Annotated in this window: 18 protein-coding genes and 1 riboswitch; of the genes, 6 read left to right on the top strand and 12 right to left on the bottom strand. The window is 57.4% G+C overall.

What is annotated here, in order from left to right; translation table 11 throughout:
* Positions 1-100 precede the first annotated feature (100 nt).
* From INF68_RS20230 to INF68_RS20185, 10 genes are all read right to left on the bottom strand, one after another.
* Complete coding sequence (locus tag INF68_RS20230; RefSeq protein WP_008503455.1) at positions 101-418, bottom strand: PTS lactose/cellobiose transporter subunit IIA; 318 nt, start codon at positions 416-418, stop codon at positions 101-103.
* On the bottom strand, positions 418-726 hold the full coding sequence (locus INF68_RS20225) for a PTS sugar transporter subunit IIB (protein ID WP_023334100.1): 309 nt from the start codon (positions 724-726) through the stop codon (positions 418-420). The genes INF68_RS20230 and INF68_RS20225 overlap by 1 nt, the downstream gene beginning before the upstream one ends.
* Before the next feature lie 179 nt (positions 727-905).
* Positions 906-2,447, bottom strand: coding sequence for a sensor domain-containing diguanylate cyclase (locus INF68_RS20220; RefSeq protein ID WP_126787475.1), 1,542 nt, complete (start codon positions 2,445-2,447; stop codon positions 906-908).
* A gap of 337 nt (positions 2,448-2,784) precedes the next feature.
* Positions 2,785-3,912 (bottom strand): 2-iminoacetate synthase ThiH, encoded by a 1,128-nt coding sequence (gene thiH, locus INF68_RS20215; RefSeq protein WP_126787476.1) that lies wholly within the window; start codon positions 3,910-3,912, stop codon positions 2,785-2,787.
* The gene (thiG, locus tag INF68_RS20210) at positions 3,909-4,679 is read right to left on the bottom strand and encodes a thiazole synthase (protein ID WP_023334103.1); all 771 of its coding nucleotides are present in this window, start codon (positions 4,677-4,679) and stop codon (positions 3,909-3,911) included. Before thiG ends, thiH begins: the two co-directional genes overlap by 4 nt.
* Position 4,680: 1 nt before the next feature.
* Positions 4,681-4,881, bottom strand: a complete 201-nt coding sequence (gene thiS, locus INF68_RS20205) for a sulfur carrier protein ThiS (RefSeq protein ID WP_023309972.1) — start codon at positions 4,879-4,881, stop codon at positions 4,681-4,683.
* A complete protein-coding gene (locus INF68_RS20200) occupies positions 4,865-5,620 on the bottom strand; it encodes a HesA/MoeB/ThiF family protein (RefSeq protein ID WP_126787477.1) in 756 nt (251 codons plus the stop codon). The genes thiS and INF68_RS20200 overlap by 17 nt, the downstream gene beginning before the upstream one ends.
* Entirely contained in the window at positions 5,607-6,248 is a 642-nt protein-coding gene (gene thiE, locus INF68_RS20195; protein ID WP_109846695.1) for a thiamine phosphate synthase, read from the bottom strand. The genes INF68_RS20200 and thiE overlap by 14 nt, the downstream gene beginning before the upstream one ends.
* Positions 6,248-8,143 (bottom strand): phosphomethylpyrimidine synthase ThiC, encoded by a 1,896-nt coding sequence (gene thiC / locus INF68_RS20190; protein WP_193525406.1) that lies wholly within the window; start codon positions 8,141-8,143, stop codon positions 6,248-6,250. Before thiC ends, thiE begins: the two co-directional genes overlap by 1 nt.
* A gap of 78 nt (positions 8,144-8,221) precedes the next feature.
* A riboswitch (TPP riboswitch) is annotated at positions 8,222-8,333 on the bottom strand.
* 54 nt (positions 8,334-8,387) lie between these two features.
* Positions 8,388-8,885 (bottom strand): Rsd/AlgQ family anti-sigma factor, encoded by a 498-nt coding sequence (locus INF68_RS20185; protein ID WP_023309976.1) that lies wholly within the window; start codon positions 8,883-8,885, stop codon positions 8,388-8,390.
* A gap of 95 nt (positions 8,886-8,980) precedes the next feature.
* On the opposite strand from INF68_RS20185, the gene nudC reads away from it, so the two are divergent.
* The 6 genes from nudC to INF68_RS20155 all read left to right on the top strand — a co-directional run bounded on the left by nudC (position 8,981) and on the right by INF68_RS20155 (position 13,333).
* On the top strand, positions 8,981-9,754 hold the full coding sequence (gene nudC, locus INF68_RS20180) for an NAD(+) diphosphatase (protein ID WP_109846693.1): 774 nt from the start codon (positions 8,981-8,983) through the stop codon (positions 9,752-9,754).
* Positions 9,755-9,792: 38 nt separating this feature from the next.
* Complete coding sequence (gene hemE, locus INF68_RS20175; RefSeq protein ID WP_029742041.1) at positions 9,793-10,857, top strand: uroporphyrinogen decarboxylase; 1,065 nt, start codon at positions 9,793-9,795, stop codon at positions 10,855-10,857.
* A gap of 9 nt (positions 10,858-10,866) precedes the next feature.
* Entirely contained in the window at positions 10,867-11,538 is a 672-nt protein-coding gene (gene nfi / locus INF68_RS20170) for a deoxyribonuclease V (RefSeq protein WP_023309979.1), read from the top strand.
* A 41-nt stretch (positions 11,539-11,579) separates the two neighbouring features.
* Complete coding sequence (locus tag INF68_RS20165; RefSeq protein WP_126787479.1) at positions 11,580-12,170, top strand: YjaG family protein; 591 nt, start codon at positions 11,580-11,582, stop codon at positions 12,168-12,170.
* Between the two features lie 186 nt (positions 12,171-12,356).
* Positions 12,357-12,629, top strand: coding sequence for a nucleoid-associated protein HU-alpha (gene hupA / locus INF68_RS20160; RefSeq protein WP_002445246.1), 273 nt, complete (start codon positions 12,357-12,359; stop codon positions 12,627-12,629).
* A gap of 11 nt (positions 12,630-12,640) precedes the next feature.
* Complete coding sequence (locus INF68_RS20155; protein ID WP_126787480.1) at positions 12,641-13,333, top strand: DUF1481 domain-containing protein; 693 nt, start codon at positions 12,641-12,643, stop codon at positions 13,331-13,333.
* 88 nt (positions 13,334-13,421) lie between these two features.
* Here INF68_RS20155 and purD read toward each other — a convergent pair whose 3' ends face one another.
* On the bottom strand, positions 13,422-14,714 hold the full coding sequence (purD, locus tag INF68_RS20150; RefSeq protein WP_045357745.1) for a phosphoribosylamine--glycine ligase: 1,293 nt from the start codon (positions 14,712-14,714) through the stop codon (positions 13,422-13,424).
* Between the two features lie 15 nt (positions 14,715-14,729).
* Positions 14,730-16,319, bottom strand: a complete 1,590-nt coding sequence (gene purH / locus INF68_RS20145; RefSeq protein WP_023309983.1) for a bifunctional phosphoribosylaminoimidazolecarboxamide formyltransferase/IMP cyclohydrolase — start codon at positions 16,317-16,319, stop codon at positions 14,730-14,732.
* Positions 16,320-16,519 lie beyond the last annotated feature (200 nt).

The following is a 16,519-nucleotide window of genomic DNA, read 5'->3' as shown; positions in this document are numbered from 1 at the left end:
GATGAACATTACCGGGCATGTGCCTCGTAGGTCGGGTAAGCGCAGCGCCACCCGACAATAAAAAACCCGCCTCGGCGGGTTTTTTTACATCTGTAGGTTATCAGTTTACCAAAGGGATCCGACGATAAAGCTCAATCATATCGCCCGCCAGATCCTGAATGACCATCGCGTTCATCAGGTGATCCTGAGAGTGGACGGTGATCAGGTTAACCGGAAGTTTCCCGGTCCCTTCGTCAAGACCGATAAGCTGCGTCTGGATCGTGTGCGCATGCTTCACATATTCGCGCGACTCTTCCATCGCTTTTTCTGCTTCGTCAAACTCACCTTTACGCGCCATCTGTAACGCAGTCAGGGCCGCACTGCGCGCCGCACCTGCGTTGACCAGCAGTTCCATGATCGTGGTTTCTAAGTCTTCCATTATGACTCCAGAAGTTTGAGCGCTTTTTCCAGTACGGCATCGCCTTTCATCATGCCGTAATCCATCATGTCGATCACCGCGACCTTTTTACCCAGCGGCTCGGCCTGCGCCTGAAGTTTCGCCTGCTCGTATTTAACCTGTGGCCCCAGCAATACGATGTCGGCCGTCGCGATGTTGTCTTTAAACTCCGCAACCGGAACGGCTTTAATGGTGACTTCAACCCCTTTTTTCTGCGCGGCGTCTTTCATACGTTGAACCAGCATGCTGGTTGACATTCCCGCTGCACAGCATAAAACGATGTTCTTCATAATCAGCCTCGATCTACATGTGTTTATTGATAATTATCCCGTGCAGACCGCTTCAACAACCGGTTTACCGCGATTGTGTGTCAGGCATCACAAAGAAACCGGCGATTTTCTGAAACCGGTTACAATTTTACATTGTCGGGTACCCGCCCGTGGAAACGGGCAGGGTGAAACAGGGAGGATTAGCTGATGGACGTTCGGTTAATGCGGTTTTTGCCCTGCTGTTTGGCGCTGTAGAGGGCGCTATCAACGCTTCCGACAAATTGCTCCAGCGGTTCAAAATGCCACTCCCCAAGACCGCCGCTGAACGTAACCCGCAGGTTTTCTTCTCGCCAGACGCGTTTTTCAACTGCGGTACGCCAGGCTTCCAGCAATGAGAGTGCAGACGTCATCTGCTCAGCCTGGAAAATTACCGCAAACTCTTCTCCACCGTACCGGTAAAGCGAGACGTGATGTGGCTGCATGATCTGGATCCCTTCGCGGGCCACGTTGCGCAGAACGATATCACCGGTCAGGTGGCCCAGCGTGTCGTTAATCGACTTGAAGTTATCAATGTCCACCAGCGCCAGCGCGAAAGGCTGCTGGGCATTCAGCAGCTCCGCGATATCGCTATCGAACGCGCGGCGGTTTTTACAGCCCGTCAGCGCATCGTGAGTGGCCTGGCGTACATAGGCCATCTCACGCTCTTTATTGGACTGGATAGTATGGCTCAGCATCGCTTCCAGGCGCGGCGCCTCGCTGACGTCGCCGGTTTTGATGGCATTGATAATGTGCATCAGCACGGTACGCGAGGCGTGGCGGAGGTATAAGCCGAAGAGGATGATGATGATTGCCGCCAGCGCAAACCCCCAGCCAACGATCGTTGTTTCGTGGCGGGTGATATCGGTGAGCGTCTCGCCAGAGACCCGGTAGATGACAAACCAGTCCGGATTGGTAAATGAGTAGTAGTAATACCAGGCGTTGCTTTTCTTGTCGTAAAGGTGGCCTTCGCCGCTGGTCATTTTGTCCATCAGCGCTTCGCTCACGTACTGTTTGAAGAGCGCGCCTGTATCCGGGTGAAGCACAACGGCGCCGTCGCGTTCAACGACGAAGAATTCCCCCTGAACGGGCGCCACCATCTGACGCAGTGTAAAGCCCATTGACGTCAAATCGAGATGAAACGCGATCGTTCCCTTCAGTCTGCCTTCGGATGAAATCAAGGGCTTATAAAGTGTGACCGTCGGATGGCCGGTGAAGTAGTCCATGTACGGGCGAGTATAGTGGCTGAAGATACTGGCTTCGGCCTGCGCGATAAACCACGGCCGCTTTCGGGGATCGAAGGTTTTACTCTTCTCCGTGGGGAGCACTTCCGGCGCGCGGAGATAATGCCCCTGCGTATCCGCCAGCGAGATGGAGGACACGGTCGGCATCAGGTTTTGCAAATGCATCATCATCTGCAGCCCCTGCGTCGGGTTGACGTTGAGCGTCTCGTTTAGCCTGTCGTCGCGGGCAAAGTACATCGCGGAACGGCCCAGGATATAGTCGTTTTCACGCAGGATAGACTCGGTGTAGTTCACCGCCAGGTTGTGCGTGAAATTGCTGTTGATCTGATGATAATCCTCAAGAAAATCCTTTCGTTGCGAAAGCGTCACCGCGATCGCGATCACCGCAAAACTGCAGAGGATCCCCGCGAAGCTGAGCATGATTGGCCGGGTAAAAGAGAGCTTTTTGCTGTGAAGTGCCATGAGCTGTACATCGTTCCTGATGGTGAATACTTTTCGTCTGCCGATATCCTCTCAGCATAGTCGCTGTCCTGCGGTTAGCGGTGAATTATACGGCACACGATTTCTGGTGGGATGATTTATCTTAAGAACCATTAAGAAAATACTTATTCAACTTGTCAGGAGCCGTTTGTGCAATGAACCAGAGGCAGGGCGAAACGAGGAAGAAGCTTTTCGCCCTGGTCAGCATCCGTTGCTGACCGTGTGACAATAAAAAACCGGACGATCGCTGACAACCGCCCGGTTTTGCCTTTTCGTAGCGCCTCGACAATTTTTTATGGCGTTGCAGTACGTTTCAGCGTCATTGCGAGACTCTTCCCAGCCAGCTGTCCCAGTCTTTCCAGACAGGCTGAAGACCCTGGGCCGTCAGCGCTGCGGCGACCGCTTCCGGACGCCGCCCGTCATGCGGCACAAACTGCTCCAGCTCCGGACGATCGTCGGCGTAGCCGCCAGGCTGCGTTTTGGAAAACGCGCTGACGTTGTTAATCGCAAGCGGTATAACGCGATCGCGAAACGCCGGGGATTCACGCGTTGAGAGCGATAATTCAACTTCCGGGGCGAGCAGGCGAAACGCACAGATGGTCTGCACCAGCTGGCGTTCATCCATCAGCGAAGCCGGTTCAATCCCGCCCGCGCAAGGTCTCAGGCGCGGGAAGGAGATGGAGTAACGGCTCTGCCAGTAGTGCTGCTGAAGCCACAGCAAATGTTCCGCCACCATGTAACAATCCACCCGCCAGCTGTCAGAGAGCCCGATCAGCGCACCCAGACCGATTTTGTCGATCCCCGCACGACCCAGCCTGTCCGGCGTTTCCAGCCGGAAAAAGAAATCCTGTTTCTTGCCCTTCAGGTGGTGCCGGGCGTACGTCGCCTCGTGGTAGGTTTCCTGATAGACCATGACCCCGTCCAGCCCGAGGGTTTTGAGCTCCGCATACTCCTCCTGCGCCAGGGGCTGTACTTCCATCTGCAGCGACGCAAACTGACGGCGAATGGCGGGAAGGTGGTGACGAAAATAGTCCATTCCCACCTTGCCCTGATGTTCGCCCGTGACCAGCAGAAGATGTTCAAAACCCATTTCACGAATGGCCGCACACTCACGGGCAATCTCATCTTCATCGAGCGTTTTACGTCTGATGCGGTTGCTCATGGAAAAACCGCAGTAGGTGCAGTCATTGGCGCACAGGTTTGAGAGATAGAGCGGTACGTAGAAGCTCACCGTGTTGCCAAAACGCTGGCGGGTGAGCCGCTGTGCTCGCTGGGCCATCGGTTCGAGGTACGCGCTGGCCGCCGGGGAGAGCAGAGCCATCAGATCCTCGCGGGTCAGATGGCGGGCATTCAGCGCGCGCTCCACGTCAGCCGCCGTTTTGCTGTTGATGCGAAGGGCAATGTCGTCCCAGTTAAGCTGGCGCCAGCGCTCGGTAAACGTGCTCATGAGATCGCCTCCAGAAAACCGGTCAGCGGGCTGGTGGCCTGCGCCTGGAAACTGCGCGAGCCGGGACCGGACTCCCTTGCCAGCAGGCCAGCCTCTACGGCCATGCGGAACGCACGCGCCATCATGACCGGATCGTCGGCAACCGCGATGGCCGTATTGACCAGCACCGCGTCGGCACCCATCTCCAGCGCCTGCGCGGCATGGCTGGGCACGCCAATGCCTGCATCAACAACCACCGGTACGGTAGCCTGCTCAATAATGATTTCCAGCATCGCGCGGGTTTCCAGCCCCTGGTTGGAGCCAATGGGGGCGCCCAGCGGCATGACGGCGGCGCACCCGACCTCTTCCAGCCGTTTGCACAGGACAGGGTCGGCACCGCAGTAAGGCAGGACGGTAAACCCTTGCTGCACCAGCTTTTCAGCTGCCTTCAGCGTTTCGATGGGGTCGGGCAGCAGCCAGCGGGCGTCAGGATGAATTTCCAGCTTCAGCCAGCGGGTGCCGAGCGCCTCGCGGGCCAGCTGCGCGGCAAAAATCGCCTCTTCGGCCGTTTTGGCACCGGAGGTGTTGGGCAGCAGCGTGACGCCAGCCTCCAGTAAAGGCGCCAGAATGGCGTCGCTGTGATGACGCAGATCCACGCGCTTGAGCGCCAGCGTCACCAGCTGGCTGCCGCTTTCGCGAATGGCATCCACCATCAGCTGCGGCGAGGCGAATTTTCCGGTTCCGGTAAACAGATGTGAATCAAAGACTTTATCGGCAATACGTAACATCTCAGCCCCCTGCGATAACCTGAAACAGCAGGATCTGGTCGCCGTCATTGACCTGCTGATGTTCCCACTGCTCGCGCGGCAGGATCTGTTGATTGAGCGCCAGCGCCGTTCCCGGCTTGAGCTGGCGCAGCTTGTCGAGCAGTACCGCAACGGTGAGACCGTCGTCGCATCTCATCGGCTCATCGTTAAACAGAATGCGCATCGCGGCCTCCGCATACCGGGCAGCGGCTGGCGCGGTGTAACGCCAGATGGCGCCAGCCGCTGGAGCGGGCATCGAACAGCCGCAGCGTATTGCGTTCCGTCTCCATGCCGCTGAGCAGCTTGATGGCCTCCAGCGCCTGCATTGTGCCCATTACGCCGACCACCGGACCAAGAATGCCCGCCGTACGGCAGTTGCGCGCCGGCTCTGCATCATCCGGCCACAGGCAGCGATAGCAGCCCTGCGACCACGGCGGGGTCAGGACCATCATCTGCCCGCCGAAACCCACCGCGCTGGCCGTGATAAGCGGCGTATTATTTGCCACGCAGGCGGCGTTAATCGCCTGGCGCGTCGCCATATTGTCGGTGCAGTCCAGCACCACGTCGGCCAGGGCGACCTCACGGCTGAGGTTGTCACCGCTGAGCCGATCCTGTAAGGCAATCAGTTCAATATCCGGGTTGAGCTGGTTCAGGCGCTGCCGGGTGATTTGCGCTTTCGGCTGGTTGATATCCTCGGTGGTAAAGAGGATTTGTCGCTGCAGGTTGCTGAGGTGAACCTCGTCGTCGTCGGCCAGCACCAGCGTACCGATACCTGCGCCTGCCAGATAAAGCGCGGCGGGCGCGCCTAACCCGCCCAGACCGACAATTAGCACCCGGCTGGCGAGCAGTTTTTGCTGCCCGTCGATGGCGATATCTTCCAGCAGGATCTGACGGCTGTAGCGCATAAAATCACGATCGTTCATCACCCGCTCCTGCCAGCTGTAACAGCTGTTCGGTGGCGAGACGCCAGTCTGCGGCCTGGGTGATGGCGCTGACGACGGCGATACTGCCGACGCCGGTCTCCAGCACCGCCGGGGCGCGTTCAAGACTGATTCCACCGATGGCGACGGTGGGGTAATCGGCAAGGCGTTTAACGTGACTCGCCAGCTGCGTCAGCCCCTGCGGTGCGGAGGGCATCTGCTTGGTTTGCGTCGGGAAGACGTGACCCAGCGCGATGTAAGAGGGACGGGCCGCCAGCGCCACGTCGATCTCCATGTCATCGTGTGTTGAAACGCCAAGACGCAACCCGGCTTCGCGGATAGCGCTCAGATCCGTTGTTTCCAGATCCTCCTGACCCAGATGCACGCCGTACGCCTGGTGCTTAACGGCCAGCCGCCAGTAGTCGTTGATAAACAGACGGGCGTTATGCCGACGCCCCAGCGCGATGGCGGCAACCACATCGGCTTCCACCTCGTCGTCGCGTTTATCCTTGATGCGCAGCTGGATCGTTCGAACGCCTGTCTCCAGCAGGCGCTCTATCCACTCCACGCTGTCCACCACCGGATAGAGCCCTAAACGGTAGGGGACGGACGGGAAATCGGGCTTATACATTACGCCTCCTCTTTTTTGAGGTAGATTTCGCCGCCTTTGGCACGGAAGGTTTCAGACATGTCCGCCATACCCACTTCAATAGTTTGCGTGGCGGCGTAGTCGCGCACCTCCTGGCTGATTTTCATCGAGCAGAACTTCGGCCCGCACATAGAGCAGAAGTGCGCGACTTTGCCTGACTCCTGCGGCAGGGTCTCGTCGTGATAGGCGCGGGCGGTGAACGGGTCCAGCGCCAGGTTGAACTGGTCTTCCCAGCGGAATTCAAAGCGTGCCTTCGACATGGCGTTATCGCGAATTTGCGCGCCCGGATGGCCTTTGGCCAGATCCGCCGCGTGGGCGGCAATTTTGTAGGTGATCAGCCCCTGCTTCACGTCCTCTTTGTTTGGCAGGCCGAGGTGCTCTTTCGGCGTCACGTAGCAGAGCATGGCGCAGCCGAACCAGCCGATCATCGCCGCCCCAATGCCTGACGTGAAGTGGTCATAGCCCGGCGCAATATCGGTGGTCAACGGCCCCAGGGTGTAGAACGGTGCTTCGTGGCAGTGCTCCAGCTCCTCGGTCATGTTTCGGCGGATCATCTGCATCGGCACGTGGCCCGGACCTTCAATCATCACCTGCACGTCATACTCCCAGGCGATCTTAGTCAGCTCGCCCAGCGTGTGCAGCTCGGCAAACTGCGCTTCGTCGTTCGCGTCGCGAATAGATCCCGGACGCAGGCCGTCGCCCAGCGACAGAGAGACATCGTACGCGGCGCAGATTTCGCAAATTTCGCGGAAGTGCTCGTAGAGGAAGTTTTCCTGATGATGTGACAGGCACCACTTCGCCATGATGGAACCGCCGCGCGAGACGATGCCGGTCAGACGCTTCGCCGTCATCGGCACGTAGCGCAGCAGCACGCCCGCGTGAATGGTGAAGTAGTCCACGCCCTGCTCGGCCTGCTCCAGCAGCGTGTCGCGGAATGCTTCCCAGGTGAGGTCTTCGGCAATGCCGTTGACCTTTTCCAGCGCCTGATAAATCGGGACGGTGCCAATCGGTACCGGGCTGTTACGCAGGATCCATTCGCGGGTTTCGTGAATATAGCGGCCGGTGGAGAGGTCCATTACCGTGTCCGCACCCCAGCGCGTGGACCAGACCAGCTTTTCCACCTCTTCTTCGATGGAGGAGGTGACGGCCGAGTTACCGATGTTCGCGTTGACCTTCACCAGGAAGTTGCGGCCGATAATCATCGGCTCGGATTCCGGATGGTTGATATTGGCAGGGATAATCGCGCGGCCTGCGGCCACTTCGTCACGCACAAACTCCGGCGTGATGTTCTCCGGCAGGCTAGCGCCAAAGCCTTCACCCGGATGCTGATAGCGCAGCACTTCGCTACGGATGCGCTCGCGACCCATGTTTTCGCGGATGGCGATGAACTCCATCTCCGGCGTGACGATGCCCCGGCGCGCGTAGTGCAGCTGGGTCACGCATTTGCCCGCCTTAGCGCGTTTTGGCGTCAGCAGGCCGGTAAAGCGCAGCTCGTCCAGACCGTCGTCGGCCAGGCGCTCTTTAGTGTATGCAGAACTCAGGACGCTCAGCTCTTCGCAGTCGTTACGCGCGTCAATCCACGGCTGGCGCAGCTTTGCCAGACCCTGCTGGACGTTGATAGTAACAGAGGGATCCCCGTACGGGCCGGAGGTGTCATACACCGGCACGGCTTCGTTGTCTTCGTACTGCGGGTTATCTTTGCTGCCGCCGATAAGCGTCGGGCTAAGCTGAATTTCGCGCATTGGGACGCGGATATCGGCCTGCGAGCCGGAAATGTAGATGCGTTTCGAGTTCGGGAAAGCGGTGCCTTCCAGCGTGTCGATGAAGTGTTGGGCCTGTGCGCGCTGTTCGCGGCGGGTCAGTTTTGCAGTAGACATAGCTCATTCCAAAAGTGAAGGACATGGCTTGTCAGACGACGGATGAAGCAAGAGAGGATCGCCCTCAGGCGATACAACAGCAGTGTGACTCTTGTTCCCTTCGCAGGTATTAGCCTGATCAGGTTCCGCGGATCCCGAATTAACGGTCTCAGCCCGCGCTTTCAGGCGCTGGGCACTCCGACAAGAAAAATCCCCCTCGTGAGAGGGGCGAATGGTTGTAAATTACTCGTTAACGATGAAGAACTCAAGCAGGGCGCGCGACGTTCTCTTCGTTACTGATGTTCAAATCATTATCCAGCACGAGGGCGATCAGCTTATCTTCCAGCGTGAATCGCTCCTCCAGCGCTTCGCCGAGGTCGGATAGCGCCTGCTGAAACTCAAGATAGTTATCGTGGTCGATAGCGTTCTCGAGCGCGGAATCATAGTAATCCATGATCTGCTGGGTGTTGGCTTCCAGAAGCGGATAGAGCTTGCTGGCCGCTAAATACGGCGTTGTCCCTTCCATTTCGCGGATAATGCGTTCATAAATATTGAAATGGCCGTCGGACAGATAGTCGACCAGGCCCTGACAAAAATCATCCAGCGCTTTTTCATTCAGTCGCATAAACGATTCTTTGCCAGGCTTAATACCGACCAGATTGTAATAAGCCACGAGTAGATGCTTGCGTACATGTAGCCAGCGATCCACCAGTTTGTTATTTCCTCTAACGCGCTCAGTCAGGCTTTGCAGCTGGTTTAACATGGTCGACTCCGCAAAATGTAGGATTGAATCTGCTTATCCAGAATGTAACCACAATGCTAACAACATGTCAGTGAAGCGAAGGTAGTGCAATAGATATGGATCGTATTATTGAAAAATCAGATCTTGGTTGGTGGATCGTCAGTCATGAACAAAAATTATGGCTTCCTGCCGGGGAAATCCCCTACGGTGCAGCTGAGGCGTTCGATCTTGTTGGCCAGCCAGCGCTGAAGATCGGCGAGTGGCAGGGTGAGCCCGTGTGGTTGATCCAACAGCCCCGCAGCCAGGATATGGGATCGGTGCGCCAGGTGCTGGATCTGGACGTGGGGCTGTTCCAGCTGGCGGGGCGCGGCGTGCAGCTGGCTGAGTTTTATCGCTCGCATAAATACTGCGGCTACTGCGGTTATACCATGCGCCCGAGCAAAACCGAGTGGGCGATGCTCTGCAGCCACTGCCGCGAACGCTACTATCCGCAGATTGCGCCGTGCATTATCGTCGCTATCCGCCGGGAGGATTCCATCCTGCTGGCGCAGCATACCCGCCATCGCAACGGCATTCACACTGTGCTGGCCGGCTTCGTCGAGGTGGGCGAAACGCTGGAGCAGGCGGTGGCGCGCGAGGTGATGGAGGAGAGTGGGATCAAAGTGAAGAACCTGCGCTACGTTACCTCTCAGCCGTGGCCGTTCCCGCAGTCGCTGATGACGGCATTTATGGCCGAATACGACAGCGGCGAGATCGTTATCGACCAGAAAGAGCTTCTGGACGCGAACTGGTATCGCTACGACGATCTACCGCTGTTGCCTCCGCCGGGCACCGTGGCGCGTCGCCTGATAGAAGATACCGTGGCGATGTGTCGGGCCGAGTATGAGTAGTGTTACACTGAGGCCATGACGCTTAAGGAACTGCAAAAATGACCGAACTGAAGAACGATCGTTATCTGCGTGCGCTGCTGCGCCAGCCCGTTGATGTCACCCCGGTGTGGATGATGCGCCAGGCGGGACGCTATCTCCCGGAGTACAAAGCCACGCGCGCGCAGGCGGGCGATTTTATGTCGCTGTGCAAAAACGCCGAGCTGGCCTGTGAAGTGACGCTCCAGCCGCTGCGCCGCTTCCCGCTGGATGCCGCGATCCTCTTCTCGGATATTCTGACCATTCCGGATGCAATGGGCCTTGGCCTGTACTTCGAAACCGGTGAAGGCCCGCGTTTCACCTCCCCAATCAAAAGCAAAGCCGACGTGGATAAGCTGCCGATCCCCGATCCGGAAGGCGAGCTGGGCTACGTGATGAACGCCGTGCGCACCATTCGCCGCGAGCTGAAAGGTGAAGTGCCGCTGATTGGCTTCTCCGGCAGCCCGTGGACGCTGGCGACCTATATGGTTGAAGGAGGTAGCAGCAAAGCCTTCACCATGATTAAAAAGATGATGTACGCCGAGCCGTTGGCCCTGCATGCGCTGCTCGACAAGCTGGCTAAGAGCGTCACCCTCTATCTGAACGCGCAGATAAAGGCGGGTGCGCAGTCGGTGATGATTTTCGATACCTGGGGCGGCGTGCTGACCGGGCGCGATTATCAGCAGTTCTCCCTGTACTACATGCACAAAATCGTCGACGGTCTGCTGCGTGAAAACGAAGGACGCCGCGTGCCGGTGACGCTGTTCACCAAAGGTGGCGGTCAGTGGCTGGAAGCGATGGCGGCAACAGGCTGCGACGCGCTGGGCCTCGACTGGACCACCGATATCGCCGATGCGCGCCGTCGCGTGGGCGACAAAGTGGCGCTGCAGGGCAATATGGACCCGTCCATGCTCTATGCGCCGCCAGCCCGCATTGAAGAAGAAGTGTCGACTATACTGTCTGGTTTCGGCCAGGGTGAAGGCCACGTCTTTAACCTCGGCCACGGCATTCATCAGGATGTGCCGCCAGAACACGCAGGAGTATTTGTGGAGGCGGTGCATCGGCTTTCTGCCCAGTATCACAAGTAAGGAGTGATTATGGATCTCGCGTCGCTACGCGCTCAACAAATCGAACTGGCATCATCGGTGATCCGCGAGGATCGTCTGGATAAAGATCCTCCGCAGTACATTGGTGGAGCAGACGTCGGATTCGAGCAGGGTGGGGAAGTGACGCGAGCGGCGATGGTGGTACTGAAATATCCTTCGCTTGAGCTGGTGGAGTACAAGGTAGCGCGTATCGCGACCACCATGCCGTACATTCCGGGCTTTCTCTCCTTCCGCGAATATCCCGCGCTGCTGGCAGCGTGGGAGCAACTCTCGCAAAAACCTGACCTGCTGTTTGTCGATGGACACGGTATCTCACACCCGCGCCGTTTAGGCGTTGCCAGCCACTTTGGGCTGCTGGTGGATGTGCCAACCATTGGCGTCGCCAAGAAACGCCTGTGCGGCGCGTTTGAACCTCTTTCTGCCGAGCCGGGCGCGCTGGCGCCGCTTATCCATAAAGGTGAGCAGCTAGCGTGGGTCTGGCGCAGCAAGGCGCGCTGTAACCCGCTCTTTATCGCCACCGGGCACCGGGTGAGCATGGACAGCGCCCTGGCGTGGGTGCAGCGCTGCATGAAGGGCTACCGCTTGCCGGAGCCGACGCGCTGGGCAGACGCCGTGGCCTCTTCGCGTCCGGCTTTTGTTCGTTGGCAGGAAATTCAGCGATGATTCAGGTAAACTGCGCCTAATTTTCGATTCGAGAGATCATCATGCTACAAAACCCGATTCACCTGCGCCTTGAGAAACTTGAAAGCTGGCAGCACGTGACGTTTATGGCTTGCCTGTGCGAGCGCATGTATCCCAACTATGCCGCGTTCTGTAAGGAGACGGGCTTTGGTGATGGCCATATCTACCGCCGCATTCTGGATCTGATCTGGGAAACGCTGACGGTAAAAGACGCAAAGGTGAACTTCGACTCCCAGCTGGAAAAGCTGGAAGAGGCGATTCCGGCTGCGGATGATTTTGACCTCTACGGTGTCTACCCGGCGATTGATGCCTGCGTGGCGTTAAGCGAACTGCTTCACTCCCGTCTGAGTGGTGAAACGCTGGAGCACGCAATTGAAGTCAGTAGGGCATCTATTACGACCGTCGCGATGCTGGAAATGACCCAGGAAGGCCGCGAGATGACCGACGAAGAGCTGCGTGCAAACCCGGCGGTTGAGCAAGAATGGGACATTCAGTGGGAAATTTTCCGCCTGCTGGCAGAGTGTGAAGAACGCGATATTGAGCTGATAAAAGGGCTGCGCGCGGACTTACGAGAGGCTGGTGAGAGCAATATTGGTATAATTTTTAACCAATGAGACAAGAAAACTTGAGATAACGCCCGTTTTGTCGCTCCTCGACTCTTCCCTTTCGCCCCTTGTCTGGTCTACATTTGGGGGGCGAAAAAAAGTGGCTATCGGTGCGTGTATGCAGGAGAGTGCTTTTTTGGCATTTTCGTCGCACTCGATGCTTAGCAAGCGATAAACACATTGAAAGGATAACTTATGAACAAGACTCAACTGATTGATGTAATTGCGGACAAGGCTGATCTGTCTAAAGTGCAGGCTAAAGCTGCTCTGGAATCTACCCTGGCTGCTATTACTGAGTCTCTGAAAGAAGGCGATGCTGTGCAACTGGTTGGTTTCGGTACCTTCAAAGTGAACCACCGCGCTGAGCGTACTGGCCGCAACCCGCAGACCGGTAAAGAAATCAAAATCGCCGCAGCTAACGTGCCGGCATTTGTTTCTGGTAAAGCACTGAAAGACGCTGTTAAGTAAGACGCGTGGCAGTGAACAGTTTTAGCGAAGGGGCGGTAACGCCCCTTTTGTCTTTCTGGCGTGGAACGCTCGCGCTGGCAGGCATACTGCTGCTGTCAGCCTGCAGCCACGACACCTCCCTGCCGCCGTTTACCGCCAGCGGCTACGCGGATAACCAGGGTGCGGTCAGGATCTGGCGCAAAGATTCCGGCGGCGAAGTGCATCTGCTTTCTGCCTTCAGCCCGTGGCATAACGGCAATACGTCGACTGCGGAATATCGCTGGCAGGGAGATGACCTGTCGCTGATTGAACTGAACGTCTACAGCAAGACTCCCGAAAACGTGAAAGTGCGTTTTGACGACCATGGCGAGCTGAGCTTTATGCAGCGCGAAGTCAGCGGTCAAAAACAGCAGCTTTCCAGCGATCAAATCGCTCTCTACCGTTATCGTGCCGAACAAATCCGCCAGACCAGCGATGCGCTTCGTCTGGGGCGTGTAGTGCTGCGCCAGGGGCGCTGGCATGCCGATGGGACGGTCACAACCTGCGAAGGACAGACGGTCAAGCCTGAGCTAGAATCCTGGGCAACCGAACACATACAACGTCGTCAGCGTCATTCATCAATGGAGGTGAGTGTGGCGTGGCTGGAAGCGCCGGAAGGCTCTCAGCTGCTGCTGGTGGCGAACGAAGACTTCTGCACCTGGCAGCCGACAGAGAAGAGTTTCTGAGTTCTGTGGATTAAGCCGGATGGCGCTAACGCTTATCCGGCCTACGAACGATCCCCTCTCCCTTGAAGGAGAGGGTGAGGGTGTGAAATTACTCGCCCTGCTCACGCGCAATCGCGCGATAACCGATATCCTGACGACTAAAGCTGCCGTTCCAGTGAATATCCGCCATCAGCGCGTAGGCGCGTTTCTGCGCTTCTGCCACGGTATGACCCAGCGCGGTTGCACACAGCACGCGTCCGCCGTTGGTGAGGACGCGATCGTCGTCAGCCAGCTTCGTACCCGCATGGAACACCTTCGCACCGTCAATCTCTTCCAGCGGCAGGCCGTGGATTTCATCCCCGGTGTTGTAGTTGCCCGGATAACCACCTGCAGCAATCACCACGCCCAGAGACGCACGCTCGTCCCACTCTGAGGTTTTCTCGTCGAGCTTGCCTTCGCAGGCTGCCAGACACAGTTCCACCAGATCGGATTTCATGCGCAGCATGATGGGCTGCGTTTCCGGATCGCCAAAGCGGCAGTTGAATTCGATGACCTTAGGGTTGCCCTGCTTGTCAATCATCAGACCCGCGTAGAGGAAACCGGTGTAGGTGTTGCCTTCCGCCGCCATCCCTTTCACGGTTGGCCAAATGACGCGATCCATGGTGCGCTGGTGGACTTCGTCAGTCACTACCGGAGCGGGGGAGTAAGCGCCCATTCCGCCAGTATTCGGGCCGGTATCGCCATTACCTACGCGCTTGTGGTCCTGGCTGGTGGCCATCGGCAGAACGTGCTCGCCGTCGACCATCACGATAAAGCTCGCTTCTTCACCGTCGAGGAACTCTTCGATCACGATGCGGTGGCCCGCATCGCCAAAGGCGTTGCCCGCCAGCATATCCTGAACCGCGGCTTCTGCTTCTTCGAGGGTCATCGCGACGATAACGCCTTTACCAGCGGCCAGACCGTCGGCCTTGATGACAATCGGCGCGCCTTTTTCACGCAGGTAGGCCAGGGCTGGCTCCACTTCGGTGAAGTTCTGATATTCCGCCGTCGGGATGTTGTGACGCGCGAGGAAATCTTTGGTGAAGGCTTTAGAGCCTTCCAGCTGCGCGGCGCCTTCCGTTGGCCCGAAGATTGTCAGGCCCGCCGCGCGGAAGGCATCGACGACGCCAATCACCAGCGGCGCTTCCGGGCCGACGATGGTCAGATCGATTTTCTCGCTCTGGGCAAAGCTCAGCAGCGCCGGGATATCGGTCACGCCGATAGCCACGTTCTGCAGCGCGGGTTCCAGCGCGGTTCCGGCGTTGCCCGGTGCCACGAAGACCGTTTTCACCAGCGGAGACTGCGCCGCTTTCCACGCCAGAGCGTGCTCGCGTCCGCCGTTACCAATCACTAATACTTTCATTTTCTGCTCCGGGAATTAATGGCGGAAGTGGCGCATGTCGGTGAAGATCATTGCAATGCCATGTTCGTCGGCAGCGGCAATCACTTCGTCGTCGCGAATTGAGCCGCCAGGCTGGATCACACAGGTGATGCCCACTGCAGCCGCCGCGTCGATACCGTCACGGAACGGGAAGAAGGCGTCAGAAGCCATGGCGGAGCCTTTTACTTCCAGACCTTCATCACCTGCTTTAATGCCCGCGATTTTCGCGGAGTAAACGCGGCTCATCTGGCCTGCGCCTATCCCGATAGTCATGTTTTCTTTGGCGTAGACGATGGCGTTGGATTTGACGAACTTCGCGACCTTCCAGCAGAACAGCGCGTCACGCAGTTCCTGTTCGGTCGGTTGACGTTTGGTTACCACGCGCAGGTCGGCTTCTGTCACCATACCCAGATCGCGGTCCTGAACCAGCAGGCCGCCGTTCACACGCTTGAAGTCCAGGCCCGGCACGCGTTCTGCCCACTGGCCGCAAACCAGCACGCGTACGTTCTGTTTCGCCGCGGTGATTTTCAGCGCCTCTTCGGATGCGGATGGCGCGATGATCACTTCAACGAACTGGCGGGAGATGATGGCCTGTGCTGTTTCAGCATCCAGCTCGCGGTTAAAGGCGATAATGCCGCCGAACGCGGAGGTCGGATCGGTTTTGTACGCGCGATCGTAGGCGTCCAGAATAGAGGTGCTTACCGCAACACCGCATGGGTTCGCATGCTTGACGATAACGCAGGCCGGCTCGCTGAACTCTTTCACGCATTCCAGCGCGGCGTCGGTGTCAGCAATGTTGTTATAGGAGAGCGCTTTGCCCTGAACCTGCTGAGCGGTCGCAACAGAGGCTTCTTTTACCTCTTCTTCTATATAGAAGGCTGCCTGCTGGTGGCTGTTCTCGCCGTAACGCATATCCTGCTTCTTAATGAAGTTCAGATTCAGGGTGCGCGGGAAACGGCCAGAAGGATCTTTGCTTTCACTGTGGTAAGCAGGCACCAGGCTACCGAAGTAGTTGGCGATCATGCTGTCGTACGCCGCGGTGTGCTCGAAGGCTTTGATGGCGAGGTCGAAACGCGTTTCCAGAGTCAGTGACCCTTCGTTGGCATCCATCTCATTAATAATGGTTTCGTAATCGCTGCTCTTTACGACGATGGCCACATCTTTATGGTTCTTGGCCGCGGAGCGCACCATGGTTGGGCCGCCGATATCAATATTCTCTACGGCATCTTCCAGAGAACAGTTTTCGCGGGCTACGGTCTGGGCAAACGGGTAGAGGTTAACGACAACCATGTCGATTGGCGCGATGTCATGCTGTTCCATAATGGCGTCGTCCTGACCGCGACGGCCAAGAATACCGCCGTGCACTTTCGGATGCAGGGTTTTGACGCGTCCATCCATCATTTCCGGGAAACCGGTGTAATCGGACACTTCGGTTACCGGCAGACCTTTATCTGCTAACAGGCGAGCGGTACCGCCTGTAGAAAGCAGCTCCACACCGCGTGCGGAAAGTGCCTGAGCGAATTCGACGATACCGGCTTTATCAGAAACACTGAGCAGAGCGCGGCGGACTGGACGACGTTGTTGCATGGTAAATCCCCTGGATTTCACGATTACAGAGAGCGTTAGATGAATTTTCCTGCGAAAAACTCATCTAACACACCTGACGGGGCATCCTTATTAAGCGCGAGCATTTTAACGAAAACGTTTGCGCAACGCTCGCACATTTTCACTTTTTCGTATCATTGTGGATAAGTCTGTGTGTAAAAAGGTATAAGGCGGGGTTTTGC

This window comes from Enterobacter cloacae complex sp. P16RS2, assembly GCF_014982155.1.
Classification (GTDB): domain Bacteria; phylum Pseudomonadota; class Gammaproteobacteria; order Enterobacterales; family Enterobacteriaceae; genus Enterobacter; species Enterobacter cloacae_M.
Note: the sequence above shows the minus strand (reverse complement) of the source record. Positions and strands in the feature narration are given on the sequence as shown.

Bases quoted from the DNA above. Each gene is read 5' to 3' on its own strand.
- thiH (WP_126787476.1), bottom strand. From the start codon at position 3,912: ATGAGCACGTTTACCGAGCGCTGGCGCCAGCTTAACTGGGACGACATT.
- thiC (WP_193525406.1), bottom strand. From the start codon at position 8,143: ATGTCTACTGCAAAACTGACCCGCCGCGAACAGCGCGCACAGGCCCAA.
- purD (WP_045357745.1), bottom strand. From the start codon at position 14,714: ATGAAAGTATTAGTGATTGGTAACGGCGGACGCGAGCACGCTCTGGCG.
- INF68_RS20225 (WP_023334100.1), bottom strand. From the start codon at position 726: ATGAAGAACATCGTTTTATGCTGTGCAGCGGGAATGTCAACCAGCATG.
- nfi (WP_023309979.1), top strand. From the start codon at position 10,867: ATGGATCTCGCGTCGCTACGCGCTCAACAAATCGAACTGGCATCATCG.
- purH (WP_023309983.1), bottom strand. From the start codon at position 16,319: ATGCAACAACGTCGTCCAGTCCGCCGCGCTCTGCTCAGTGTTTCTGAT.
- thiG (WP_023334103.1), bottom strand. From the start codon at position 4,679: ATGTTACGTATTGCCGATAAAGTCTTTGATTCACATCTGTTTACCGGA.
- INF68_RS20200 (WP_126787477.1), bottom strand. From the start codon at position 5,620: ATGAACGATCGTGATTTTATGCGCTACAGCCGTCAGATCCTGCTGGAA.
- thiS (WP_023309972.1), bottom strand. From the start codon at position 4,881: ATGCGCATTCTGTTTAACGATGAGCCGATGAGATGCGACGACGGTCTC.
- INF68_RS20220 (WP_126787475.1), bottom strand. From the start codon at position 2,447: ATGGCACTTCACAGCAAAAAGCTCTCTTTTACCCGGCCAATCATGCTC.
- thiE (WP_109846695.1), bottom strand. From the start codon at position 6,248: ATGTATAAGCCCGATTTCCCGTCCGTCCCCTACCGTTTAGGGCTCTAT.
- INF68_RS20185 (WP_023309976.1), bottom strand. From the start codon at position 8,885: ATGTTAAACCAGCTGCAAAGCCTGACTGAGCGCGTTAGAGGAAATAAC.
- INF68_RS20230 (WP_008503455.1), bottom strand. From the start codon at position 418: ATGGAAGACTTAGAAACCACGATCATGGAACTGCTGGTCAACGCAGGT.
- INF68_RS20165 (WP_126787479.1), top strand. From the start codon at position 11,580: ATGCTACAAAACCCGATTCACCTGCGCCTTGAGAAACTTGAAAGCTGG.
- nudC (WP_109846693.1), top strand. From the start codon at position 8,981: ATGGATCGTATTATTGAAAAATCAGATCTTGGTTGGTGGATCGTCAGT.
- hupA (WP_002445246.1), top strand. From the start codon at position 12,357: ATGAACAAGACTCAACTGATTGATGTAATTGCGGACAAGGCTGATCTG.
- hemE (WP_029742041.1), top strand. From the start codon at position 9,793: ATGACCGAACTGAAGAACGATCGTTATCTGCGTGCGCTGCTGCGCCAG.